Annotated in this window: 16 protein-coding genes; 10 read left to right on the top strand and 6 right to left on the bottom strand. The window is 56.5% G+C overall.

Annotated features, from left to right (window positions below):
* The 4 genes from IPM58_16005 to IPM58_15990 form a co-directional block, all read right to left on the bottom strand.
* Positions 1-269: methyltransferase domain-containing protein (locus IPM58_16005; GenBank protein MBK9308542.1), on the bottom strand; the 269-nt coding region annotated here is incomplete at its 3' end.
* 5 nt (positions 270-274) lie between these two features.
* Entirely contained in the window at positions 275-709 is a 435-nt protein-coding gene (locus IPM58_16000; GenBank protein MBK9308541.1) for a hypothetical protein, read from the bottom strand.
* A 105-nt stretch (positions 710-814) separates the two neighbouring features.
* Positions 815-1,021, bottom strand: a complete 207-nt coding sequence (locus tag IPM58_15995; protein ID MBK9308540.1) for a DUF1059 domain-containing protein — start codon at positions 1,019-1,021, stop codon at positions 815-817.
* A 515-nt stretch (positions 1,022-1,536) separates the two neighbouring features.
* A complete protein-coding gene (locus IPM58_15990) occupies positions 1,537-1,725 on the bottom strand; it encodes a hypothetical protein (GenBank protein MBK9308539.1) in 189 nt (62 codons plus the stop codon).
* Positions 1,726-2,262: 537 nt separating this feature from the next.
* Here IPM58_15990 and dinB point away from each other — a divergent pair.
* From dinB to IPM58_15975, 3 genes are all read left to right on the top strand, one after another.
* Positions 2,263-3,339, top strand: a complete 1,077-nt coding sequence (gene dinB, locus IPM58_15985; GenBank protein ID MBK9308538.1) for a DNA polymerase IV — start codon at positions 2,263-2,265, stop codon at positions 3,337-3,339.
* 376 nt (positions 3,340-3,715) lie between these two features.
* Positions 3,716-4,159: a hypothetical protein gene (locus IPM58_15980; protein MBK9308537.1), complete on the top strand. Its 444-nt coding sequence runs from the start codon at positions 3,716-3,718 to the stop codon at positions 4,157-4,159.
* 128 nt (positions 4,160-4,287) lie between these two features.
* Positions 4,288-5,718 carry a sodium:solute symporter family protein gene (locus tag IPM58_15975; protein MBK9308536.1) on the top strand — a complete coding sequence of 477 codons (1,431 nt, stop codon included), beginning with the start codon at positions 4,288-4,290 and terminating at the stop codon, positions 5,716-5,718.
* Between the two features lie 75 nt (positions 5,719-5,793).
* Here IPM58_15975 and IPM58_15970 read toward each other — a convergent pair whose 3' ends face one another.
* Entirely contained in the window at positions 5,794-6,156 is a 363-nt protein-coding gene (locus IPM58_15970) for a response regulator (protein MBK9308535.1), read from the bottom strand.
* A gap of 54 nt (positions 6,157-6,210) precedes the next feature.
* Positions 6,211-6,456 (bottom strand): hypothetical protein, encoded by a 246-nt coding sequence (locus IPM58_15965; protein MBK9308534.1) that lies wholly within the window; start codon positions 6,454-6,456, stop codon positions 6,211-6,213.
* A gap of 382 nt (positions 6,457-6,838) precedes the next feature.
* On the opposite strand from IPM58_15965, the gene IPM58_15960 reads away from it, so the two are divergent.
* The 7 genes from IPM58_15960 to IPM58_15930 all read left to right on the top strand — a co-directional run bounded on the left by IPM58_15960 (position 6,839) and on the right by IPM58_15930 (position 18,816).
* Positions 6,839-8,404 (top strand): TolC family protein, encoded by a 1,566-nt coding sequence (locus tag IPM58_15960; GenBank protein ID MBK9308533.1) that lies wholly within the window; start codon positions 6,839-6,841, stop codon positions 8,402-8,404.
* Positions 8,382-9,158 (top strand): efflux RND transporter periplasmic adaptor subunit, encoded by a 777-nt coding sequence (locus IPM58_15955; protein MBK9308532.1) that lies wholly within the window; start codon positions 8,382-8,384, stop codon positions 9,156-9,158. The genes IPM58_15960 and IPM58_15955 overlap by 23 nt, the downstream gene beginning before the upstream one ends.
* Before the next feature lie 9 nt (positions 9,159-9,167).
* Complete coding sequence (locus IPM58_15950) at positions 9,168-10,535, top strand: HlyD family efflux transporter periplasmic adaptor subunit (GenBank protein MBK9308531.1); 1,368 nt, start codon at positions 9,168-9,170, stop codon at positions 10,533-10,535.
* A 3-nt stretch (positions 10,536-10,538) separates the two neighbouring features.
* Entirely contained in the window at positions 10,539-12,677 is a 2,139-nt protein-coding gene (locus IPM58_15945; protein MBK9308530.1) for an HlyD family efflux transporter periplasmic adaptor subunit, read from the top strand.
* A gap of 356 nt (positions 12,678-13,033) precedes the next feature.
* Positions 13,034-15,028: a DUF4347 domain-containing protein gene (locus tag IPM58_15940; GenBank protein ID MBK9308529.1), complete on the top strand. Its 1,995-nt coding sequence runs from the start codon at positions 13,034-13,036 to the stop codon at positions 15,026-15,028.
* A 39-nt stretch (positions 15,029-15,067) separates the two neighbouring features.
* Positions 15,068-17,365, top strand: a complete 2,298-nt coding sequence (locus IPM58_15935; protein MBK9308528.1) for a cadherin domain-containing protein — start codon at positions 15,068-15,070, stop codon at positions 17,363-17,365.
* Positions 17,362-18,816: a cadherin domain-containing protein gene (locus IPM58_15930; GenBank protein ID MBK9308527.1), complete on the top strand. Its 1,455-nt coding sequence runs from the start codon at positions 17,362-17,364 to the stop codon at positions 18,814-18,816. Before IPM58_15935 ends, IPM58_15930 begins: the two co-directional genes overlap by 4 nt.
* Positions 18,817-18,985: the final 169 nt, after the last annotated feature.

Here is an 18,985-nt window from a genome sequence, read left to right as displayed (position 1 = left end):
GCGTCAAGCATCTGCTGGGCTAAGTCGATACCGACCACACTGCCGTTGGCGCCGACTACCTGGGCGGCAAGAATGGCCGGATAGCCCGTTCCCGATCCGAGGTCCAATACGCGAAGACCAGCGCGAAGTCTAGCATCGCCGACGAGCCGATGATTGAGAAAGGCCATCTGCTCGTCGAAGAAACGATCCCATTTCTCCCAGCCACCGGCGACGCGGTTCCAGTCTTGGCGCTGGCCTTCGATGACTTGCTCAGGCGATAGTGATGCCACAGCAGTTACCTCAAGGTGTGTAACGTCTCGCGTAGCTCCGTGAGTTCCGATACGAGAAGGTCTAGATGCTGATCTCGTTGCGGTTGATCGTCTTTGAACTTCCACAGGCGCTTAAAGATCGCCGTGAGTTCCTTCTTGTGGGTGACGGCTAAGGCATAGCCTGGCCGTTCTCTCACGGATTTCTCAACGCAGCAGATGCTGTCGTTGATCGCATGAAACTGGTTATGGAGGTCGTCAAAAGCTTGATCGACGCCTATACCTCCCTTGGCGGCTTTTGCAGAAGCTTCGGCCATACCGGTCAGGTTAATGACCGTGTCGAGACCGGTTGCCCCCTTTGCTTTCTCGGTAAAGTCCTTCGCATGGGGATAAAATAGATAGCTGCAGCCGCTGGTGCTGAGCAAGAGAATCGCTGCTAGTGGGAGTAATGTCTTCCAACCCATATGCCCTCCTTGGTCCGGTCTGTCAGCCCTCGGCTTGCAGCGACGCAGGGGCCCTCCCTTTGTTGTCGGAGAGGAGAGGGCTCCTGCCGCATACTCAGAGGCTCACTAAACAGCGATTGTGACGGTCTTGACCGCGGCTTGTACTGCGGACACCATCTCCGGTGGGATCGTGTCCAGTTTGTGGCACTGCTTGGCGTGGGTCGCGACCAACTGCATCAGTTCCGCTTCCGTCTCTGCCCGCACCTGGAATCCGCAGCCGCCTCCCGGTTGAACATCCAGACATCCCAGTTGCTTGTACTGTTTGTCCGCCATGAGTTCCTCCTCTTGTTGGGGGTGAAAAGTGAATACCGATCGCTGGTTGTACCAGAGCTTATCCGTACCGTTGAATCCTACAGACAGACCTGGAAAAGGCTTCTATCGGGTCAGACTGCAAGTCTTGTTATCCCAGCGCCTTCACGAACTGTCAGCGATCAGATCGTAGTCGATCGGTTCTGTCAGATCAACCCTCTTGTGTGAGTCGGTGTGCGAAGGGACGGATTCTGAAAAGGGATCGTTCTTATGCAATCGGTGCAGCCCGATGACTGAATTTGGTGAGGTGTCGGAAGATCAAAAATCAGAGGCGGAGGAGATCTTTGTAGTTGAACAACGAAGGAACGAGGAGACCGCACCATCTGTTGGGTCATTCAAAAGCAGATCGACACCAAAGAGGGGCAAGAAGAATTCCGTCAGACCTCTCTGCCGGTTTCACTGCGCTGCAACGAAAGAGGGCACACCTCAAACCCTGAGTTTCTGTCAAACCCAGATTGATGAGGATGTGGGGTCGTTCGTTACGCGCTCTGATTGCTGGCACTCGGCCAGATCGACAACGAGATAGCAACGACCAGGTATACGACACCCGCAACGATTGCTCCGAGATTGACCTCGTACCAGGCATTGATCCCGAGGAAGAGCTCGTTGAGAAAGAGACCGAGCACCAACATCGCGACTCCGAGCCAATTCCAAAAACTCATACCCATGGGTGATCTCCTTTCTTCAGATGGCCTTCTCACTTCAGTGGATGACCTATATCGATCAAGGGAACGGCACCATGAAAACGACCAGAAAAAGGAAGCTTGCCTGTGACGCTCGATTCAGGTCATGGATTGCCATGTGCAGAATGTCAAGCTTCCTGGAGGCGTGAACCTCCCCAGAGTGAAAGCCATACCGCACCTATGTAATAAACAGCCGCAACAAAACCCAGGAAATAGTTGGCACCGTACCAGATATTCAGAAAGACGAGCTCATTGAGAAAGAGGCCAGCAAATAACATCAGAAATCCGACAAAATTAAACCAACGTAAACTCACGATTGGCTCCCTTCACTTAATGATGACGAGTGTTGGATCTATGAACCTCTTGAATGGTTACCTTTCGAGGATTACCCTCGGATTCTACGCGGTCTCTGTCATGAAAATCTACTGGCAATTCTGGACGAAGTGCAGGAGGTTGTTCCGTTTCTTACAATCAGCCTCAGCGGGTAATCGGTAGGCCATTTCGATAGGCTCGAAGGTAAATATGTCTCGAATTATTGCTCACTTAGATATGGATGCGTTCTTCGCGGCCGTTGAGGAACGTGACACTCCTGCGTTTCGTGGGGTTCCGCTGGTTGTGGGGGCAGACCCGCTCGGTGGCAAGGGGCGTGGAGTCGCCTCCACATCGAACTATCTCGCACGGGCCTATGGGATTCACTCGGCCACTCCGATTTCCACGGCGTGGCGCTTGTCGGAAGCGGCTCGTCGTGCCGGCAAGCCTCCGGTGACCTTCGTGTCGGTCGATATGCCAAAGTATGCACGGGTGTCTGAGGAGGTGATGCAGATTGTGCGGCGCTTTATCGCGAAAGTCGAACAAGCCAGCATCGACGAAGTGTACGGTGATCTCAGCGAGACGGAATCCTACGAAGAAGCGGAACGGATCTGTCGCCGCTTGAAAGAGGCGATTGTCTCAGACGTGCGGCTGACGGCTTCTGTCGGGATCGGACCGAATAAATTGATCGCCAAGATTGCTTCGGGATGGCAGAAACCCAATGGGCTCATGGTTGTGCGTGAGGAGGAGGTCGAAGCCTTTCTGTCTCCGCTGTCGGTCCGCGTCGTTCCTGGTATCGGTCCTAAGACGGAGGCAGTACTCCGAGAAAAGGAGATCAGGGTCGTCAAGGATCTGCGGGATGCATCTCTCCAACAACTCACGCATCTGTTGGGAAAGCGGGGGGCGGTCTTCTATGACAAGGCTCGCGGGTACGATGACTCGCCAGTCGAAGAATACTCCGAGCCACAATCGATCGGTGAACAGGAAACGTTCGAGTCCGATACGCTCGACAGCCACACACTCTTCACTCAGCTCGACAGCCTGGCTCGAGGGGCAATGGACCGTCTGACCCTCGAAGGGTTTAAGGCGTTTCGCACCGTTGTGCTCACGGTTCGTTTTGCGGACTTTGAAACGAAGTCGCGTGCCCACACGTTGGCTACCGCAACGGGTGATCCGGGCGTATTACAGCGTGAGGGGTTGAAATTGCTGATGCCGTTTCTCGACCGCCGTGAAAACCCACACCGAAAACGTATCCGCTTACTTGGCGTCCGCTTGGAAAAGTTGGTGTGATTAGCCTGGCTGATGAGCCGATTGCCAGGATCGTAGGGAAGGAAGCCGTGGCGTTTGCTCGACCTATATGTGTCTATGGGAGGTGGAGAATGTGCCTGGTGTAGGTTTCTGCGAGGAGAAACCGCTCCGAACCGTATGCTTTTGAATACACATTTGGAATTCCTGTGAAATTAACGACATACAGTATTTATCCATCGGAGGAGTGAATCAATCTCCCTTCGCTTACCAAATTCATCGGAATACTGGCTTGAAGTAGTGGAAGCATATTCCTAAGGAATTCGTATAGGTGCGGGGAGGGTAGCCCAAGGGCATGACCCTTGCTGTCATCTTATCCATAACTCGATTTCAATATAATATATGGATGGCGGAGGAACACATGGAACCAAGTACCGGCACAAAAGTTGTTCGTGGTGAGATTTCTCGATACCGACCGGGAAATCTCAAAACCCAGAGAACCATGGCTGGTATAGCCCATCAAAACGTGATTCCATTTCCTTCTCGCCGACGCGAAGCTCGGTGCGAGGAACAAAAGGTCTGTGCCTATGGGCTCTGTGAATCAACCGACAAACAGGCACTCACCATTGAACAGGGTGAGGCCTACTGTCTTAACCGAAGTGAGCACGGGATCTTGATTCTGATGGGGCGACAACCGCGATTCCGGCAATATATCGAGCTGGATGTCGCGGAAACTCGGTGGGAACATTCCTTGAACCTCTACGAGGTGCAGTGGACAAGGACCATACCTGTTGAATCGCAGGGCGAGCTCTTTCTGGTCGGATGTCGGCTTGTGTTGGGAGCGTCGCGATACTGGTCGTTCTAGAGGGTGGTTCAAGGGCGATAGCTCGATCTCATTCATCCCGGTTTTGTCCACTCGCATCTCATCTCCTTCCTATACAGGATTATGAATACTAATTGATTGTAGGCCGGGTTGGCTTTATCCTGCCTCGCGTGGTCCTCTGGTTCGTCATTCTCTATCTCATCCTGTCGGTCGGTATCGGACTTTTCGCCGCGACTCGTGTACGGAATTCAAAGGACTTTGCCGTCGCCGGAAGGTCCCTCCCACTTGCCATCGTGATAGCCACGGTATTCGCCACCTGGTTCGGCGCTGAGGCCGTCCTTGGCATCTCGGCGACCTTTGTGAAAGAAGGTCTGCGAGGCGTCGTGGCCGACCCCTTCGGATCGAGCATGTGCCTGATGCTTGCCGGACTGTTTTTCGCGCCACGATTGTACCGACTCAACATGCTGACGGTGGGCGATTACTACCGGTATCGCTATAACCGCACCATCGAGGTTCTCTGCACGCTCTGCATCGTCGCCTCGTATCTCGGTTGGGTTGCCGCCCAATTCAAAGTGCTCGGTCTGGTGCTCAATGTCGTGACGGAGGGGATGATCAGTCAGTCGGTGGGCATCGTGATCGGCGCCGCCATTGTGCTGACCTATACGACGTTCGGAGGCATGTTCTCAGTCGCGATTCTCGATTTTGTACAGATTTCGGTGATCATGGGAGGACTGCTCTATATCGCCTCAATCGTCGGGGAGATGGCCGGCGGAGTTCCTGCCGTCATCTCACACGCGGCCGCAGCCGGGAAATTGGACTTGTTTCCACCGCCCACCGTTGCGGCATGGATTCCCTTTATCGGAGCATGGATGACCATGATGCTCGGGTCGATCCCACAGCAAGATGTGTTCCAACGGATTACCTCTGCGAAGAACGAACAGACAGCTGTCAGGGGTTCGTTACTGGGGGCAATACTCTATTTTGCGTTCTGTTTTGTCCCGATGTTTCTTGCGTACGCCGCGACACTGATTGATCCAGCCAAGTTTGGAGCGCTGTTGGAGCAGGATTCCCAGCTCATTTTGCCGACACTTATCCTGGAGCACACACCGCTCCTGGCACAGGTTATCTTTTTTGGAGCGGTGCTGTCTGCGGTGATGAGTTGTTCCAGTGCCACTCTACTCGCTCCGTCGGTCGCGTTGAGTGAGAACGTCATTCGGCCGATGTGCGCACCTGTCAATGATGCGGAGTTCCTCCGTTTGATGCGAGTGGTCCTGCTGGTATTTGCTTCGGTGGTGTTGACCATCGCATTGTGGTCGGAAGCCACCATCTATACGCTCGTGGTGAGTACCTATAAGGTGACTCTTGTGGCGGCCTTTATTCCGTTGGTCGCAGGGCTCTATTGGAAGAAGGCCACAACACAAGGAGCGCTGGTCGCCATTATCTCCGGCCTGACGAGCTGGTTGGTGGGGGAATTATTCTATCAGCCAACCGATGTCTGGCCACCTCAACTCATTGGGTTTCTGATGGCTGGAATCGGTATGCTGGTAGGGTCGTTATGGCCGTTACAAGCCTCAGAACCTAAAAGGCCAACGGAGAAGTAAAGGCGGTAGGACGTTCTCTCTCCCCCGGACGAGACCTAGAAGGTCTTGCAACTCAGGTCTATGCATGTGGCCTGCTTAATGGTCGAGCGTGTACTGTACGGCTCGACGGATGTCGTCCGGTGTGAAGGGCTTCCGAAGCACGCGTCGTGCGCCGAAGAGTTTCGCGACGTTGAGAAAGTTCTGATCACCCGTGGCCCCTGTGATGGCAATGACTCTGGCATCGAGAAATTCCTGTGTCAGGGCGAGCGTGACTTCCATCCCGTCTCGCTCCGGCATCAAGATGTCGGTGATGACGAGGTCGGCAGGGGCTTCCCGGTAGAGCGTAAGACCGACTTCACCGTTCGGGGCCTCCCGAATTTGATGGCCATCCTCTTCAAGGATGTGACGCAATAGGGTTCGAATTGGGGCGTCATCATCGACGAGCAAAATGGAAGCCATAGTTCTCCTTTTCTTGATCACTGCAGTTGTGACAACGGTGTCCCCACGGCCCACTCAGGCCGCACGCAGAATGACGGTTTCAGAATCAGGGATGGATTCATCCTCTTCGGCTTCGTGTTCGCTATGCTGGAGGGTCAGCGCCTGGTGTCTTCTGGCTCGGCGATGTTGTTCGATGACCGGATCGTGCACATTTCCGCAGTTCATGCAACGGTATCCATTGGCCCACATATGGCCAATGGTACCATCAAAGTCCATCAAGTGATCTTGGATCATCAGGCCTTGGCAACGTGAGCAACTCATGTCGGTTCTCCTTGCGAAAGGTTTGTGGCTTCATGCGTACAGTGAGAAAGATAGCCGCAGAATTGAAGATGAGCTACATCTGGAGGAGGTAACTCTGAAGGAGGGGAGCCAGGTCTGCGAGGCGAGTATCCCGCCTGTTTCTGCTCTGTGAAGAGCTCACCCACAGCATGAGGCCTCTATTCATACCTCCAGAGGTCAGCCCTCATTCCTTTTCGTGTGGAGGAGTCCGGCCCGAAGGTGGGCGAAGACCCCGGGGTCCGTCTCCGTACTAACTCCGCATGGTTTAGCCCTGTTCATGCTCATTTGATCAAGTTCTTCCTCACCTCAGCCGATACTGGTACCGGTAAACCTTGTGTGAGGAACGGAGTCTGCCATAGGGGCCATGATTGTACTCAGGCATAGGCAAAATGTGACGGCAGTCGTGGTGTTGCGGGTTGTCGCGGTTTCGGTATCGCTGCTCGCGCTGAGTGGGTGTCTCATTAAACCGCATGCCTTGAGCAAACAGGAAGTAGTGGCTCGAGCGGTGAAAGATTTTCAAGCCATTTCATCCATTGAAGAGCCGGTCACGGGGCCGATTGATATCTACGAGGCCGTCGCGCGTACCTTGAAGTACAATCTGGATGCGAAGGTCAGTGCGATTCAGGTGCAACTGGCTCATCAGCAGCTCAACATTGCACACTATTCTTTACTCCCCCAAGCGTCCGCCAACGCCGGGTTCGACGGGCGTAACAATTTCAGCGGCGGTGTGGGGCGATCCCTCGTCACTGGACGTCAAGCGGTAGAACCCTTTACGTCGTCAGAAAAAAACGTCTATTCCAGCAACCTGGCGCTGAGTTGGGATGTGCTGGACTTTGGATTGTCGTTCGTGCGTGCGCAGCAGGCAGCCGACAACGTCATGATTGCAGAGGAAGAAAAACGGCGGATTGCCGTTCGTCTGGTTCAGGAGGTCCGAAGCGCCTACTGGAAAGCAGTGAGTGCGGAACGAGTACTCCCGCGGATCCAGTTCTTGAACGACTCGGTGGCAAAGGCGTTGGTTAGTACCCAGCAGATCGTCGATCGCAAACTGCAGGCTCCGTTGACGCCACTGAACTACCAACGAGACCTCCTGAATGTCCAACGGGAGGTGCGCCGGATCTATCGAGAACTCAGCACGGCGAAAACACAACTGGCCTCTATGATGGGACTGCCTCCTGGAACGCTGTTCGACCTGGTCATGCCACCGCAGGAGACCGCTATCCCGGTGGGTAACTTCGATACGCAGAAAATGGAGGAGCTGGCACTGCTGTTGAGGCCTGAGCTGCGAACGATCGATTACAAAAAGCGGATTAATGCTAAGGAGGCGAAGGCCGTGTTTCTGGAGTTGTTCCCCAGTCTCAAACTCTCATTCGGCGGATATTATAACAGCAACAGCTTCTTGCTCTATCAAAACTGGCTCACCTATGCCGCCCAAGTGAGTTGGAACCTGCTCTCGGTCTTTCGAACACCGGCCAAGCTTAAAGCAATCGACGCGCACGGTCAGATGTTGGATGCGCAAAGTTTGGCGTTGAGCCTCTCCATCTTGACGGAAGTGCATGTCAGTGCGGTGCAGTTCGTTCAGGCTCGGGAAGAATATCAGGAGGCTCTGAACTACCAGCGAGCACAGGCGGAGATCGTAAAGCAGACCAAGAATTTGTGGCTGACACGCAGTGCGACGGATCTTACGATGATCCGAGAAAGAGTGCACGACGTCGCGGCAGAGGTACGCTTGGATGCCGCACGTTCAGGGCTGGAAACAGCCTATGCCACGATGCTGTCGTCACAGGGAGAGGAAACGCTTCCCGTCAGCGTGGGTGAGCAAAGCGTCGCGCAACTGGCGAAGTCGATTAGAACCTATTGGGAATCCAGTCAGCTCACAATGTCGAATGCAGAAAGGGGGGTCGGAGCTCATGCGACATTGGTGGCGCAGTAAAGAATTGGTGCTGATGACTTTCATGGCTTTCGTGGTGGGAGCCTCTTCCGCTGGTTGGGCGAAGGCCGAGCGGGCGGCCCAAATCGTCCCAGTACAAGCTGGTCTTGTGCGCGGAATCGTCAAGCCGGCGGCGCAGGCGGTCCTGCATGCTCAGGTTCAGGGCCGGATCAGCGAGCTGCCGTACAAGGAAGGGCAACGATTCAAAAAAGGGCAGATGCTGGTCCAGCTCGACTGCGACAAGTACCGCGCAGAACTCGCGGCTGCGGTGGCCGAGCATGAGGTGAGAGACAAAGTGTATAGGAACAACCTCGAACTCGGCAAACTCAACGCGATCAGTAAGGTTGAACTGGACACGTCGGGAGCCGAAGCCAAGAAGGCCGCCGCTGCGATCCGTGTCGCCACGGTCAACGTGAAAGGGTGCACGATTGCCGCCCCATTCGGCGGTCGTGTGGTCGGCGTGATGGTCAATGCGCATGAGAATGTGTTCCCGAACGACAAGCTCATCAGCCTCCTCGATGACAGTAGCCTCGAAATCGAGCTGGTGGTGCCCTCCTCGTCCCTGTCCTGGCTCAAGCGAAGATCCCCGTTCACGTTCAGGGTGGATGAGACCGGCCTGAATTATCCAGCCCTGGTCAAAGAAATCGGAGCCGAGGTGGATGCGGCGAGTCAGACGATCAAGGTGATGGGGAGGTTTGAAAAGTTACCGCCGGAAGTCTTGGCGGGTATGAGCGGGACGGCACAATTTGAAAAGTAGTCGGACACGATGACAACGACGGTTGAACCCACGGCACAACAGATCCCCACGTTGATCCATTTAGCGGCCCTCACGCATCTGGAAGGGCAGATCCGCGCCGCAAAAACCATCCAAGAGCTGCAATTTCTGTCCGTCAATGAAACCAGACGGCTGATTCCCTACGAACAGGCCTTCCTGTTGAGCAGTGCCGGACAGCAGGATGAGGCCTATCGCGTATTGAATGCGTCGAGTGTGGCGGTCGTCGATCGTGATGCGCCGATGATCGTGTGGCTCGAGCAGGCGGTTCAGGCCTTACGCCAAGCTGGAGCCGCCAGTGAACAGCCGATGGTCGTCACAGAAGACCTACTCCCCAGTTCGCTGCGCAGTGGCTGGCGAGAGTTTGTGAAGGGGCATGTGTTTTGGTGCCCGTTGCAACATCCAGACGAAACGCTCCTTGGAGTGTGGTGGTTCGAGCGGGACTTTCCCTGGCAGGAAAATGATGTCGCCATCGTCCATCGGTTGGCCGGCAGCTATGCCTATGCGTGGAAGGCACTGTCGAAGAAGGAGCGCAAATGGTCGAAGACGATCAAGAAACCGACCTGGTGGCTGCTCCCGGCGGCCCTCGTCGCAGCACTCTGTTTCCCGATCCGGATTTCCTCCGTCGCGCCGGTCAAGGTCATGGCCACAGACCCTGTCGTCGTGAGCGCACCGATCGATGGAGTCATTGCCGACGTGCTCGTGCACCCCAACCAAATAGTGCAGGCCGGGACGGCGCTCTTCCGCTATGAAGACACCACCCTTCGCAACCAATTCCTTGTCGCAGAGAAGCAATTGACGGTCGCCCGAGCCGAGCACAGCCAAGCCATCCAAGCGGGATTCGGCGATCCGCAACGAAAGGCGGACGTCCCACTGAAAGATGCCGAGGTCGATCTCCGACAGACCGAACTGAACTACGCAAAGGACATGCTCGACCAGGTGGAAGTCATCGCGCCCCAGTCGGGCTTGCTGCTCTATTCGGACAAGGCCGATTGGATCGGTCGACCGGTCACCGTCGGGGAGCGGATCATGGAGATCGCCGACCCTAAACGGATCGAACTCCGCATCGATCTGCCGGTTGCGGATGCCATTGTGCTCAAGGAGGGAGCCGAGGCCCTCGTCTTTCTCAATGCGCTGGCGCTGGAGTCATTTCCAGCGACCATCACGCATGCCAGCTACAATGCGGAAGTATTGCCCGGTGACGTCATCGCCTACCGCGTGACGGCGCAACTTACGCAACCGGATCCTCGCATCCGGATCGGATGGCAAGGCACCGCCAAGGTGTACGGCGAGCAGGGCCCGCTCGCCTACCTGTTGTTGCGCCGTCCCTTGACCGCGCTTCGCCAATGGGTGGGGTGGTAGGCGATGAGACCGCCGGGCGGACCGGGCGCCAAACCGCAGGAACGCCAACTCCCACCGCTTCGAACAAACCTCCAATTCAACCGAGGCACGCCCACCCCCGAGGGTATCCCGACGTGGACCATCGTCGATCCGGTTCGGAATCGCTATTTCCAGATCGAATGGCCGGTCTATCAGATGATCCAACGATGGAAAGCCGGGTCGATGGAAAAGCTCCATGCCGCGATGGAGCGAGAGACGACCTGTCGTACGACTCTCGAAGACGTGGAAGACCTGGTGAAGTTTCTCTACACGAACAATTTAACCGAACAATCCGCCAGCGGGAAGCACACCGACTATCAGACCCAGGCCCAGGCCGGCAACCAGAACTGGCTGATGTGGTTGGTCCATCACTATCTGTTCGTGAAGATCCCGCTCGTGCATCCACATCACTTCCTGCAATCCACCTTGCCGCTCGTGGCTCCGCTGTATACGGCAGCCGCCGGTATGGCGTTCGGAGCCCTCGGACTCATTGGGATGATGCACGTCATTCGCCAATGGGATGCCTTCGTCTCGACCTTTCTCTACTTCTTCACCTGGCGTGGAGCCATCCTTTATAGCCTCTCGCTCGGGACGGTGAAGGTGGTCCATGAGCTGGGGCACGCCTACACCGCGACGAGGTTCGGGTGTCGTGTGCCGACCATGGGTCTCGCCTTCATGGTGATGATGCCGGTGCTCTATTCCGACGTCTCAGATTCCTATCGCCTGACGTCAAAGCGCAAACGGTTGTTGATCGCCGCAGGCGGTGTCATCGCCGAGCTGGGGCTGGCCGCGGTCGCCCTCTTTGCCTGGGGCTATCTGCCGGAGGGCACCCTGCGCAGCATCGCATTCATCGTCGCCACGACCAGTTTGGCCATGAGCCTCGTCGTCAACCTGAACCCGCTCATGCGCTTCGACGGCTACTATGTGCTCGCGGATGGGTTAGGGATCCCCAATCTCCAGGACCGATCGTTTGCGTTTGGACAATGGAAGCTGCGGGTCCTCTTGTTCGGCCACCAGAACGCACCACCCGAGGCGGTGTCGGCCGGTATGCGGCAGACAATGGTCGTCTATGCATGGGCGGTCTGGGCCTACCGCCTCATCCTGTTTACCGGCATCGCGCTCATGGTCTATCACTACTTTTTCAAAGCGCTGGGCATCATCCTCTTTCTCGTTGAGATCGTGTGGTTCATTGCGCTCCCGATCGTGCGCGAAGTGTCGGCCTGGTGGCAGAATCGAACGGTCTATGCCGCTTCGCCACGGACGTGGGTAACGACCGCGTGCGTGAGCCTGGTACTGGCACTCGGCTTTGTGCCGTTGCACATCAGTATCTCGATCCCTGCCGTACTCCAAGCCTCCTCCTATGCCACGATCTTCGCGCCGACTCCTGGACGGATCCAACAGGTGCTCATCCATGATGGGCAGATGGTGAAGGCAGGAGAAGCGCTCCTCGTGTTGGAGAACCCGGCATTGGAGAAGGAGGTACGGTTGGCGGAAACCAAAGTGGCGATGTGGGACTATCGGCTTGGCCGCCAAGCGGGCTATGGGCAGGACCGGGATCAGCGGCAAGTCATCGGGGAATCACTACGGGCGGGCCTGGCTGAGCTCCAGGGGTTGGAGGCCAAACGAGACACCATGGCCTTGAAGGCACCCATCACAGGAATCGTACGGGATCGAGCCGATTCGCTGACCGTCGGGCGGTGGATCGATCAGAAAGTCCCCCTTGCCTATCTGGTCGATGAGCGCCACGCTGAGATCGACAGCTTCGTTCCGGTCGATGAGCTTGCCTACGTTGAGGTGGGACAGGCCGCACAATTTATCCCCTTGGACCTCACCAGACCCTCGGTGAGGGCCCATGTGACCCACATTGCAGAGGTCGATGAGCGGGAGTTCATGGTGCCGTACCTGGCCTCCGTCTACGGAGGTGACGTGCCGGTGCGAAAAGACGACAAGGGGCGGCTCAAACCGGAGGTCTCTGTCTATCGCGTGCGGTTGAGTCTGGATGACCCCTTGCAGCCTGATCAGGTCTTGGCTGGTCACGTCCACATCGAAGCACAACCCTCCAGCATGGCTAAACGGGCCTGGGACCAGGTGGTCGCCACCTTGGTGAGGGAGAGCGGGTTCTGACCAGTAGAGAGGTCGGTTCCTTAGGTTGCCGCTTTGTGTCGTCAAAACGCATTCCGCACCTACATCACAGGCTCACGAGCCGCGTTCTGGTCGTTGATAGTGGTTCGTGCCCATTCGTGCCGTCTCTAGAGTTTCCTCACAGGACCAATACCTGCAAGCGTTGAATCGGATCTCCAGCCCTTGCCGTGAAAAACCGATGAAGACCTGAAGCGCCATCTCTGCCATAAAGACGGGCCACGCATGTTTGGACGAAAAAACGACAAGCCCCACAACAAGATCGCAAGCCCAAGGCGACCCCACCGGCTCCGAGGGCGTCTCGAGTCAAGGCGTCGCTCCTCTCCCTTGAATCCCGCCTCATGTTTGACGCCGCGGCTGCCGCCACGGCAGCAGAAGTGAATCAAGAACAGGTTGCGCAGGAGCAAGCCGAGTCAGCTGTCTCCTCAGAGGGGAGCGGAGGCGAGCCGACTGCAGCGGAGACGGAGTCGCAAGACCTGCTCCAAGCCATTGCCTCCTACAGCCCGGGTGAGTCGACGACCGAAGTGGTCTTCGTCGATCCCACCGTGCCGAACTATCAGGAGCTCCTCAGCGGATTGGATTCGAATATCGAAGTCATCATGCTCGACAGCGGGCAGGATGGGGTCGAGCAGATCGCGGCAGCTCTCTCTGGGCGCACCGGCATCGATGCAATCCACCTCATCAGCCACGGAGCGGAAGGCCAACTGAATCTCGGCACCGGCACACTCACACAGGAGTCCATGACGGGCGAGTATGCTGACGAACTTGCAACCATCCAGCAGGCCCTCTCCCAGAAGGCCGATATTCTCGTCTATGGGTGCGACTTTGCCGAAGGCCAAGTCGGACAAGACGCAGCCACGCTGCTCAGTCAGCTGACTGGCGCCGATGTCGCAGCCAGCACCGATGACACCGGCTATGCCGAGTTTGGAGGCGACTGGGTTCTGGAGACGCATATCGGCACTATCGAAACCACGATCGTGGTGACGGATGAGGTTCAAGCCAACTGGAAAGGGTTGCTGGCAGAAACATGGAGGGATGCTGCGACCGGGGCCATTATCAGCGGTCCATCATCGGGCAACCAGATCTACATCGGAGATTCTGCCAACAACTCTCCCAGTTCTGCGGGTGGTGGAACCGACACGATGTACGGCGGTGCGGGAAACGATGTCTTCTATGGAGGGTCCGGGAACGATACGCTCATCGGAGGCGAAGGCAACGACACGCTGACCGGAGATAGCGGGGATGATGTCATCCTCGGTGGGACGGGAGACGATCAATTGTTTGGAGGGAGTGCGACGATCGCCAACGTCCTCATCAGTGGCGGCGGGAACGACACGATGACCGGTGGCACAGGGTCCGATATTTTCCGGTTCACCGGTGCGCAGAGTGGAGACGTGATCACGGTAAATGGAGACGCTGGGACGGATACCATCGACCTGTCAGAGTTTGCCTCAGCGACGATTACGAATAATGGCAGCACCATCACGGTCGATCGTGGTGGAGGGGATGTCTTCACCATCAACTATTCCAATATAGAGAACGTTATTACCTCGGTCAGCGGCGGGAACCACGGACCCATCGCCGATGCGGGGCCTGATCAAACCGTCGGGACCAGTTCTCTGGTGACGTTATCGGCGGCCGCGAGTTCGGACCAGGATGGGAACACGCTGACGTATCAATGGACTCAAGTTGACGGAAGTACCTGGGTCACATTGAATAACGCCAATACGGCGAACCCAACGTTCACCGCCCCGACTGCGACCGGGACATTGAGCTTTGTGGTGGTGGTGTCCGACGGTACGACGAGTCATGCCGATACCGTGACAATAACTGTCGGCGATGGTCCGATAAATGTGGTGCCGAGTGGTCAGACGACGAACGAGGACACGAATCTGGTCTTCTCGTCGGGAAATGGCAATCAGATCTCCATCACTGATCCTAATGGCAGTAGTGTAACCACTGAGGTCACTCTCTCGGTCACGAGCGGGACGTTCACCCTAGCGGGGACGACCGGCCTGACGTTTGTTGTTGGCGATGGGACAGCCGATACGACGATGACCCTACGCGGCACCGTGACCAACATCAATAACGCGTTGAACGGGGCCAGTTTTACTCCCACTGCCGACAGCAGCGGGAATGTGACCCTGACGATTGGCACTCGTGACAGTACGCTGGTTTCGCTGGATATCGATGCCAATCTCCAAGGGCGCTACACCTTCGAAGGAAATGCCAACGATGTGGCGTCCGGTACAGCCCAAAACGGGACACTGGGGGGCAATGCGACCTACGTGACAGACACCACTCGCGGCCAGGTGCTCAGCCTTGATGGCGCGTGATTATCGAAGATTTCCGGAAAATTCAGTAACCCGGCGAATGTGACGCTGGCTGCCTGGGTGAATGTGACGGGGACGGATACCACGGGTTCGGAGGTGATCTCCCTCGGTGACAGCGTGAGCTTGCGCGTCAGCAGCGGGGGCAATCTTGAGGCGTTCATGTACAACGGGAGTAGCTGGAACTTCACCACATCCAGCGTTTCATTAACCGGCACGGGTTGGCATCACGTGGCGTACGCGTTCAATGACGCTGCCAACAGCGCCACGTTGTATCTGGATGGCGTCGTTGTCGCAAGCAGTACGAACACGAGTTCGATCGCATACACCCTGGGTGCGAACACATTCATTGGTAAACATGGCAACGGCAGCACGACGGCCGACTTCGCCGGGAATATCGACGACGCGCGCATCTACAACCGCGCGCTCAGTGCGACGGAGGTTGCGACTTTAGCCAATGATGTGAATTTGACTGATTCGGACACCGTAGCCATAACGGTCACGGCGGTGAATGATGAGCCGACAGATCTGACGCTCTCGGCAAATACTGTGGCGGAGAACGCAGCGAACGGCACGGTGGTGGGGACGGTCAGTGGCACCGATCCCGACAGCGGCGACACGAAAAGCTACAGCTTTACCGACAGTGCGGGAGGCCGGTTTGCGATCAACAGCAGCACGGGCCAGATCACCGTGGCCGATGGCAGCCTGCTGAACTATGAGAGCGCCACCAGTCATATGGTGACGGCCAGAATTACTGATTCGGGAGGCCTGACCTATGACGAGACGTTTACGATTAATCTGACGGACCTTAATGAATTGCAAGCCAACGATGATTCAGCGATCACGATGGTGAACACTCCAGTGACCATCGGCGTAGCTGCAAATGACACCGACGCAGAGGGCGACGCCATTACGGTGTTGGATTACACCGTTCCAGCGAATGGGACGGTGACGGACAATCTCGATGGGACGGTGACCTACACTCCTGATACCAACTACCAAGGCGCTGACAGTTTTAACTATCTCATTGCCGACTCATCTGAGGCTCCAACACACTACTGGCGACTCGACGGCGATGCCACGGACCTCATCGGAGGTTCGACTGGGGTGGTCAACGGGGCAACAACGGTGGAAGGCCGTTACGGTAGTGCGTTGTCATTTGATGAAGTCAACGACTACGTAACGCTTCCGGATGTCACCTATACCTCGGACTTTTCTCTATCCTTCATGCTCAAAGTCGATGATTTGAGCGGTACATCGTATCAGTACCTCTACAGCCATGGCGTGTTTAATACACAGAACAGCATCAATGTCTTTCTTGGTGAAACGGGAGGCACGGGGCCACTGCTCTACACGCGCGTACTTGATACCAATGATTCTGCACCAGCGACGACGAGCTTCGATGTCAGCAGTATCGTTGGTGACGGACAATGGCACACCTACACGCTGACGATAAGTGCGAGTGCCGGTATGAATGTCTATCTCGATGGCGACTTAAAATTATCGGATTCAGCACGTGGAAAGGACGGTATCAATCCGAGTGGGGATGCCTATCTCGGTGCGAGACAGGACCTGGAATCTACCCGATTTTTCGGCGGATCCTTGGACTCAGTTGCCGTCTATGATTATGCGCTGAGTGCTTCCCAGGTTACGAATCTGCATAGTCCTGGAGACGCGCTGGCTACAGTCACTGTGACGGTGGAGCCAAACAGCGCTCCCACCGATTTGAGTCTCTCAGCCAACACGGTGGCAGAGAACGCGGCCAACGGGACCATCGTCGGCACAGTCACCGGGACAGACCCCAATGTAAGCGATACGAAGAGCTACAGTTTCACGGATAGCGCGGGCGGCCGGTTTGCGATCAACAGCAGCACAGGCCAGATCACCGTGGCCAACGGTAGCTTACTGAACTATGAAGCGGCGATCAGCCACACGGTGACCGTGCGGGTGACGGATAGCGGCGGGCTCACCTACGACGAGACGTTTACGATCAATCTGACCAACGTGAATGAAGCCCCGACCGGGGCCGATGCCACCGTGACGATCAACGAAGACTCGTCACACATCCTCACCACCGCCAACTTCGGGTTCAGTGACGTGGATGCGGGTGACAGCCTGAACGCCGTGCGGATCGATGCGCTGCCGGGGGCCGGAACCCTGACCCTCTCGGGTGTGGCCGTGACAGCGGGGCAAGTGGTGACCGTGGCGGATCTTACAGCGGGCAACCTCGTGTTCACCCCGGCGGCGAATGCCAACGGTACCGGCTACACCAGCTTCACGTTCTCCGTGCGCGACAGCAACAGCACGTACGATAGTGCTCAATACCCTCACCGATCACCGTGACGGCGGTCAACGATGCCCCGACGGATCTGTCTACCGGTATCGAACTCAATACGGATGGCGGAAATGATGCCTATCTGATCTCGGATACCGGGTTATCACAGTCGCTGAACGCAACAACGGTAGAGATTCGTTTCGCCGCAACTGATACGCCGCTTGAGACGGTGCTCATGTCCTTCAACAACCCCGCCGGCGATGAGCTCAGCATTCAGCTTGACGACCCGTCAAATAACCTTGAGATCGATTTTGGTGCCGGTACCGTGGCCTATGCGAGTGCGATCGATTACCGGGCAGCCCTGGTGGACGGTACCGTCCACACGCTGTCGGTGACGTGGGATAACACCGCCGGTAATTGGTCTGTTTACATCGACGGCGCACACATCGAATCGGGTACCGGGCTCAGTGTGGGAACCGCGCTGGACACGACCAATGGTCAGTTCGTCTTTGGTCAAGAGCAGGATGGCCTCGATAGCGGGTATGATTCGTCTCAATGCTTCTCCGGCACCATCTATGACGTCCGCATCTGGAACGATGTGCGATCCGCCGGTGAGATCGCCCAGCACTATCAGCAACAGCTCGACCTGACACCGGCCGAAGCCGCTGCCGTCGGCCTGGTGGCCAACTGGCAAATGGATGGCTTCGATGGCTCTAGTCAGGTCGTCGATATCGTCAGTGGCAATAACCTCAGCATCGCGCATGCCAGCGGGACGGGATTCACCGCAGGTACCGTGAATGCGCAACTGTCGATTGATGAAAATAGCACCAACGGCAGCTACGTTGGTTTTGTGACGGCACAAGACCCCGATGCCGGTGAGACGTTCAGCTTCAGCCTCACCGATTCTGCCGGCGGACGGTTTGCCGTCAATACGTCCACAGGGGAAATCACGGTGGCGAATAGTTCACTGCTCGACTACGAATCGTCCGCGACTCACAACATTACCGTGCGGGTGACCGATTCCGGCGGGCTGACCTATGATGAGGTCCTGACGATTCAAGTCAATAATCTCGAGGACGTGCCGGTCAACCAGGTGCCGGGGGCGCAGAGCACCAACGAAGACACGACGCTCACCTTCAATGCCGCCAACGGCAATCTGATCTCCATTGCCGACGATGCCGGTGAACCCTTGGTCGTCACCGTAGCTGTCAATAACGGCACTGTGACGTTGTCGGGCACGACCGGCCTGACCTTCACAGCCGGTGACGGGACGGGCGATGCCACCATGACCTTCTCAGGCACGGTAGAAGACATCAATGCTGCGCTGGATGGTCTGCAATATGATCCTACAGCCGACTACAGCGGGAGCGATACGTTCACCATCACGAGTTACGATCAAACACTCTACTCCTTGGATCTTGATGCCAATCTCCAAGGCCCTCTACACCTTCGACGGCAACCCTGCAATGACGCAGCCCGGGCACGCGCAGGACGGCACCTTGGATCAATGCGGCCTTGATCACGGATCCCACTCGAGGGCAGGTTTTCAGTCTGGATGGGGTCAATGACTACGATCACTCTCGCGCATTACGGGGACTGCTGCCCGATTCTCAGACACGATTAGCGGCTGGGAATCAAGGCTACGGGCGCGTCAAACCATTTGATCCATCTCCGGCTTCCAATGTATC

It is taken from the genome of Nitrospira sp. (assembly GCA_016715825.1).
In the GTDB taxonomy this organism is placed as follows: Bacteria; Nitrospirota; Nitrospiria; order Nitrospirales; family Nitrospiraceae; genus Nitrospira_D.
Note: the sequence above shows the minus strand (reverse complement) of the source record. Positions and strands in the feature narration are given on the sequence as shown.

Bases quoted from the DNA above. Each gene is read 5' to 3' on its own strand.
- IPM58_16000 (MBK9308541.1), bottom strand. From the start codon at position 709: ATGGGTTGGAAGACATTACTCCCACTAGCAGCGATTCTCTTGCTCAGC.
- IPM58_15995 (MBK9308540.1), bottom strand. From the start codon at position 1,021: ATGGCGGACAAACAGTACAAGCAACTGGGATGTCTGGATGTTCAACCG.
- IPM58_15990 (MBK9308539.1), bottom strand. From the start codon at position 1,725: ATGGGTATGAGTTTTTGGAATTGGCTCGGAGTCGCGATGTTGGTGCTC.
- dinB (MBK9308538.1), top strand. From the start codon at position 2,263: ATGTCTCGAATTATTGCTCACTTAGATATGGATGCGTTCTTCGCGGCC.
- IPM58_15980 (MBK9308537.1), top strand. From the start codon at position 3,716: ATGGAACCAAGTACCGGCACAAAAGTTGTTCGTGGTGAGATTTCTCGA.
- IPM58_15970 (MBK9308535.1), bottom strand. From the start codon at position 6,156: ATGGCTTCCATTTTGCTCGTCGATGATGACGCCCCAATTCGAACCCTA.
- IPM58_15965 (MBK9308534.1), bottom strand. From the start codon at position 6,456: ATGAGTTGCTCACGTTGCCAAGGCCTGATGATCCAAGATCACTTGATG.
- IPM58_15960 (MBK9308533.1), top strand. From the start codon at position 6,839: ATGATTGTACTCAGGCATAGGCAAAATGTGACGGCAGTCGTGGTGTTG.
- IPM58_15955 (MBK9308532.1), top strand. From the start codon at position 8,382: ATGCGACATTGGTGGCGCAGTAAAGAATTGGTGCTGATGACTTTCATG.
- IPM58_15950 (MBK9308531.1), top strand. From the start codon at position 9,168: ATGACAACGACGGTTGAACCCACGGCACAACAGATCCCCACGTTGATC.
- IPM58_15945 (MBK9308530.1), top strand. From the start codon at position 10,539: ATGAGACCGCCGGGCGGACCGGGCGCCAAACCGCAGGAACGCCAACTC.
- IPM58_15940 (MBK9308529.1), top strand. From the start codon at position 13,034: ATGTTTGACGCCGCGGCTGCCGCCACGGCAGCAGAAGTGAATCAAGAA.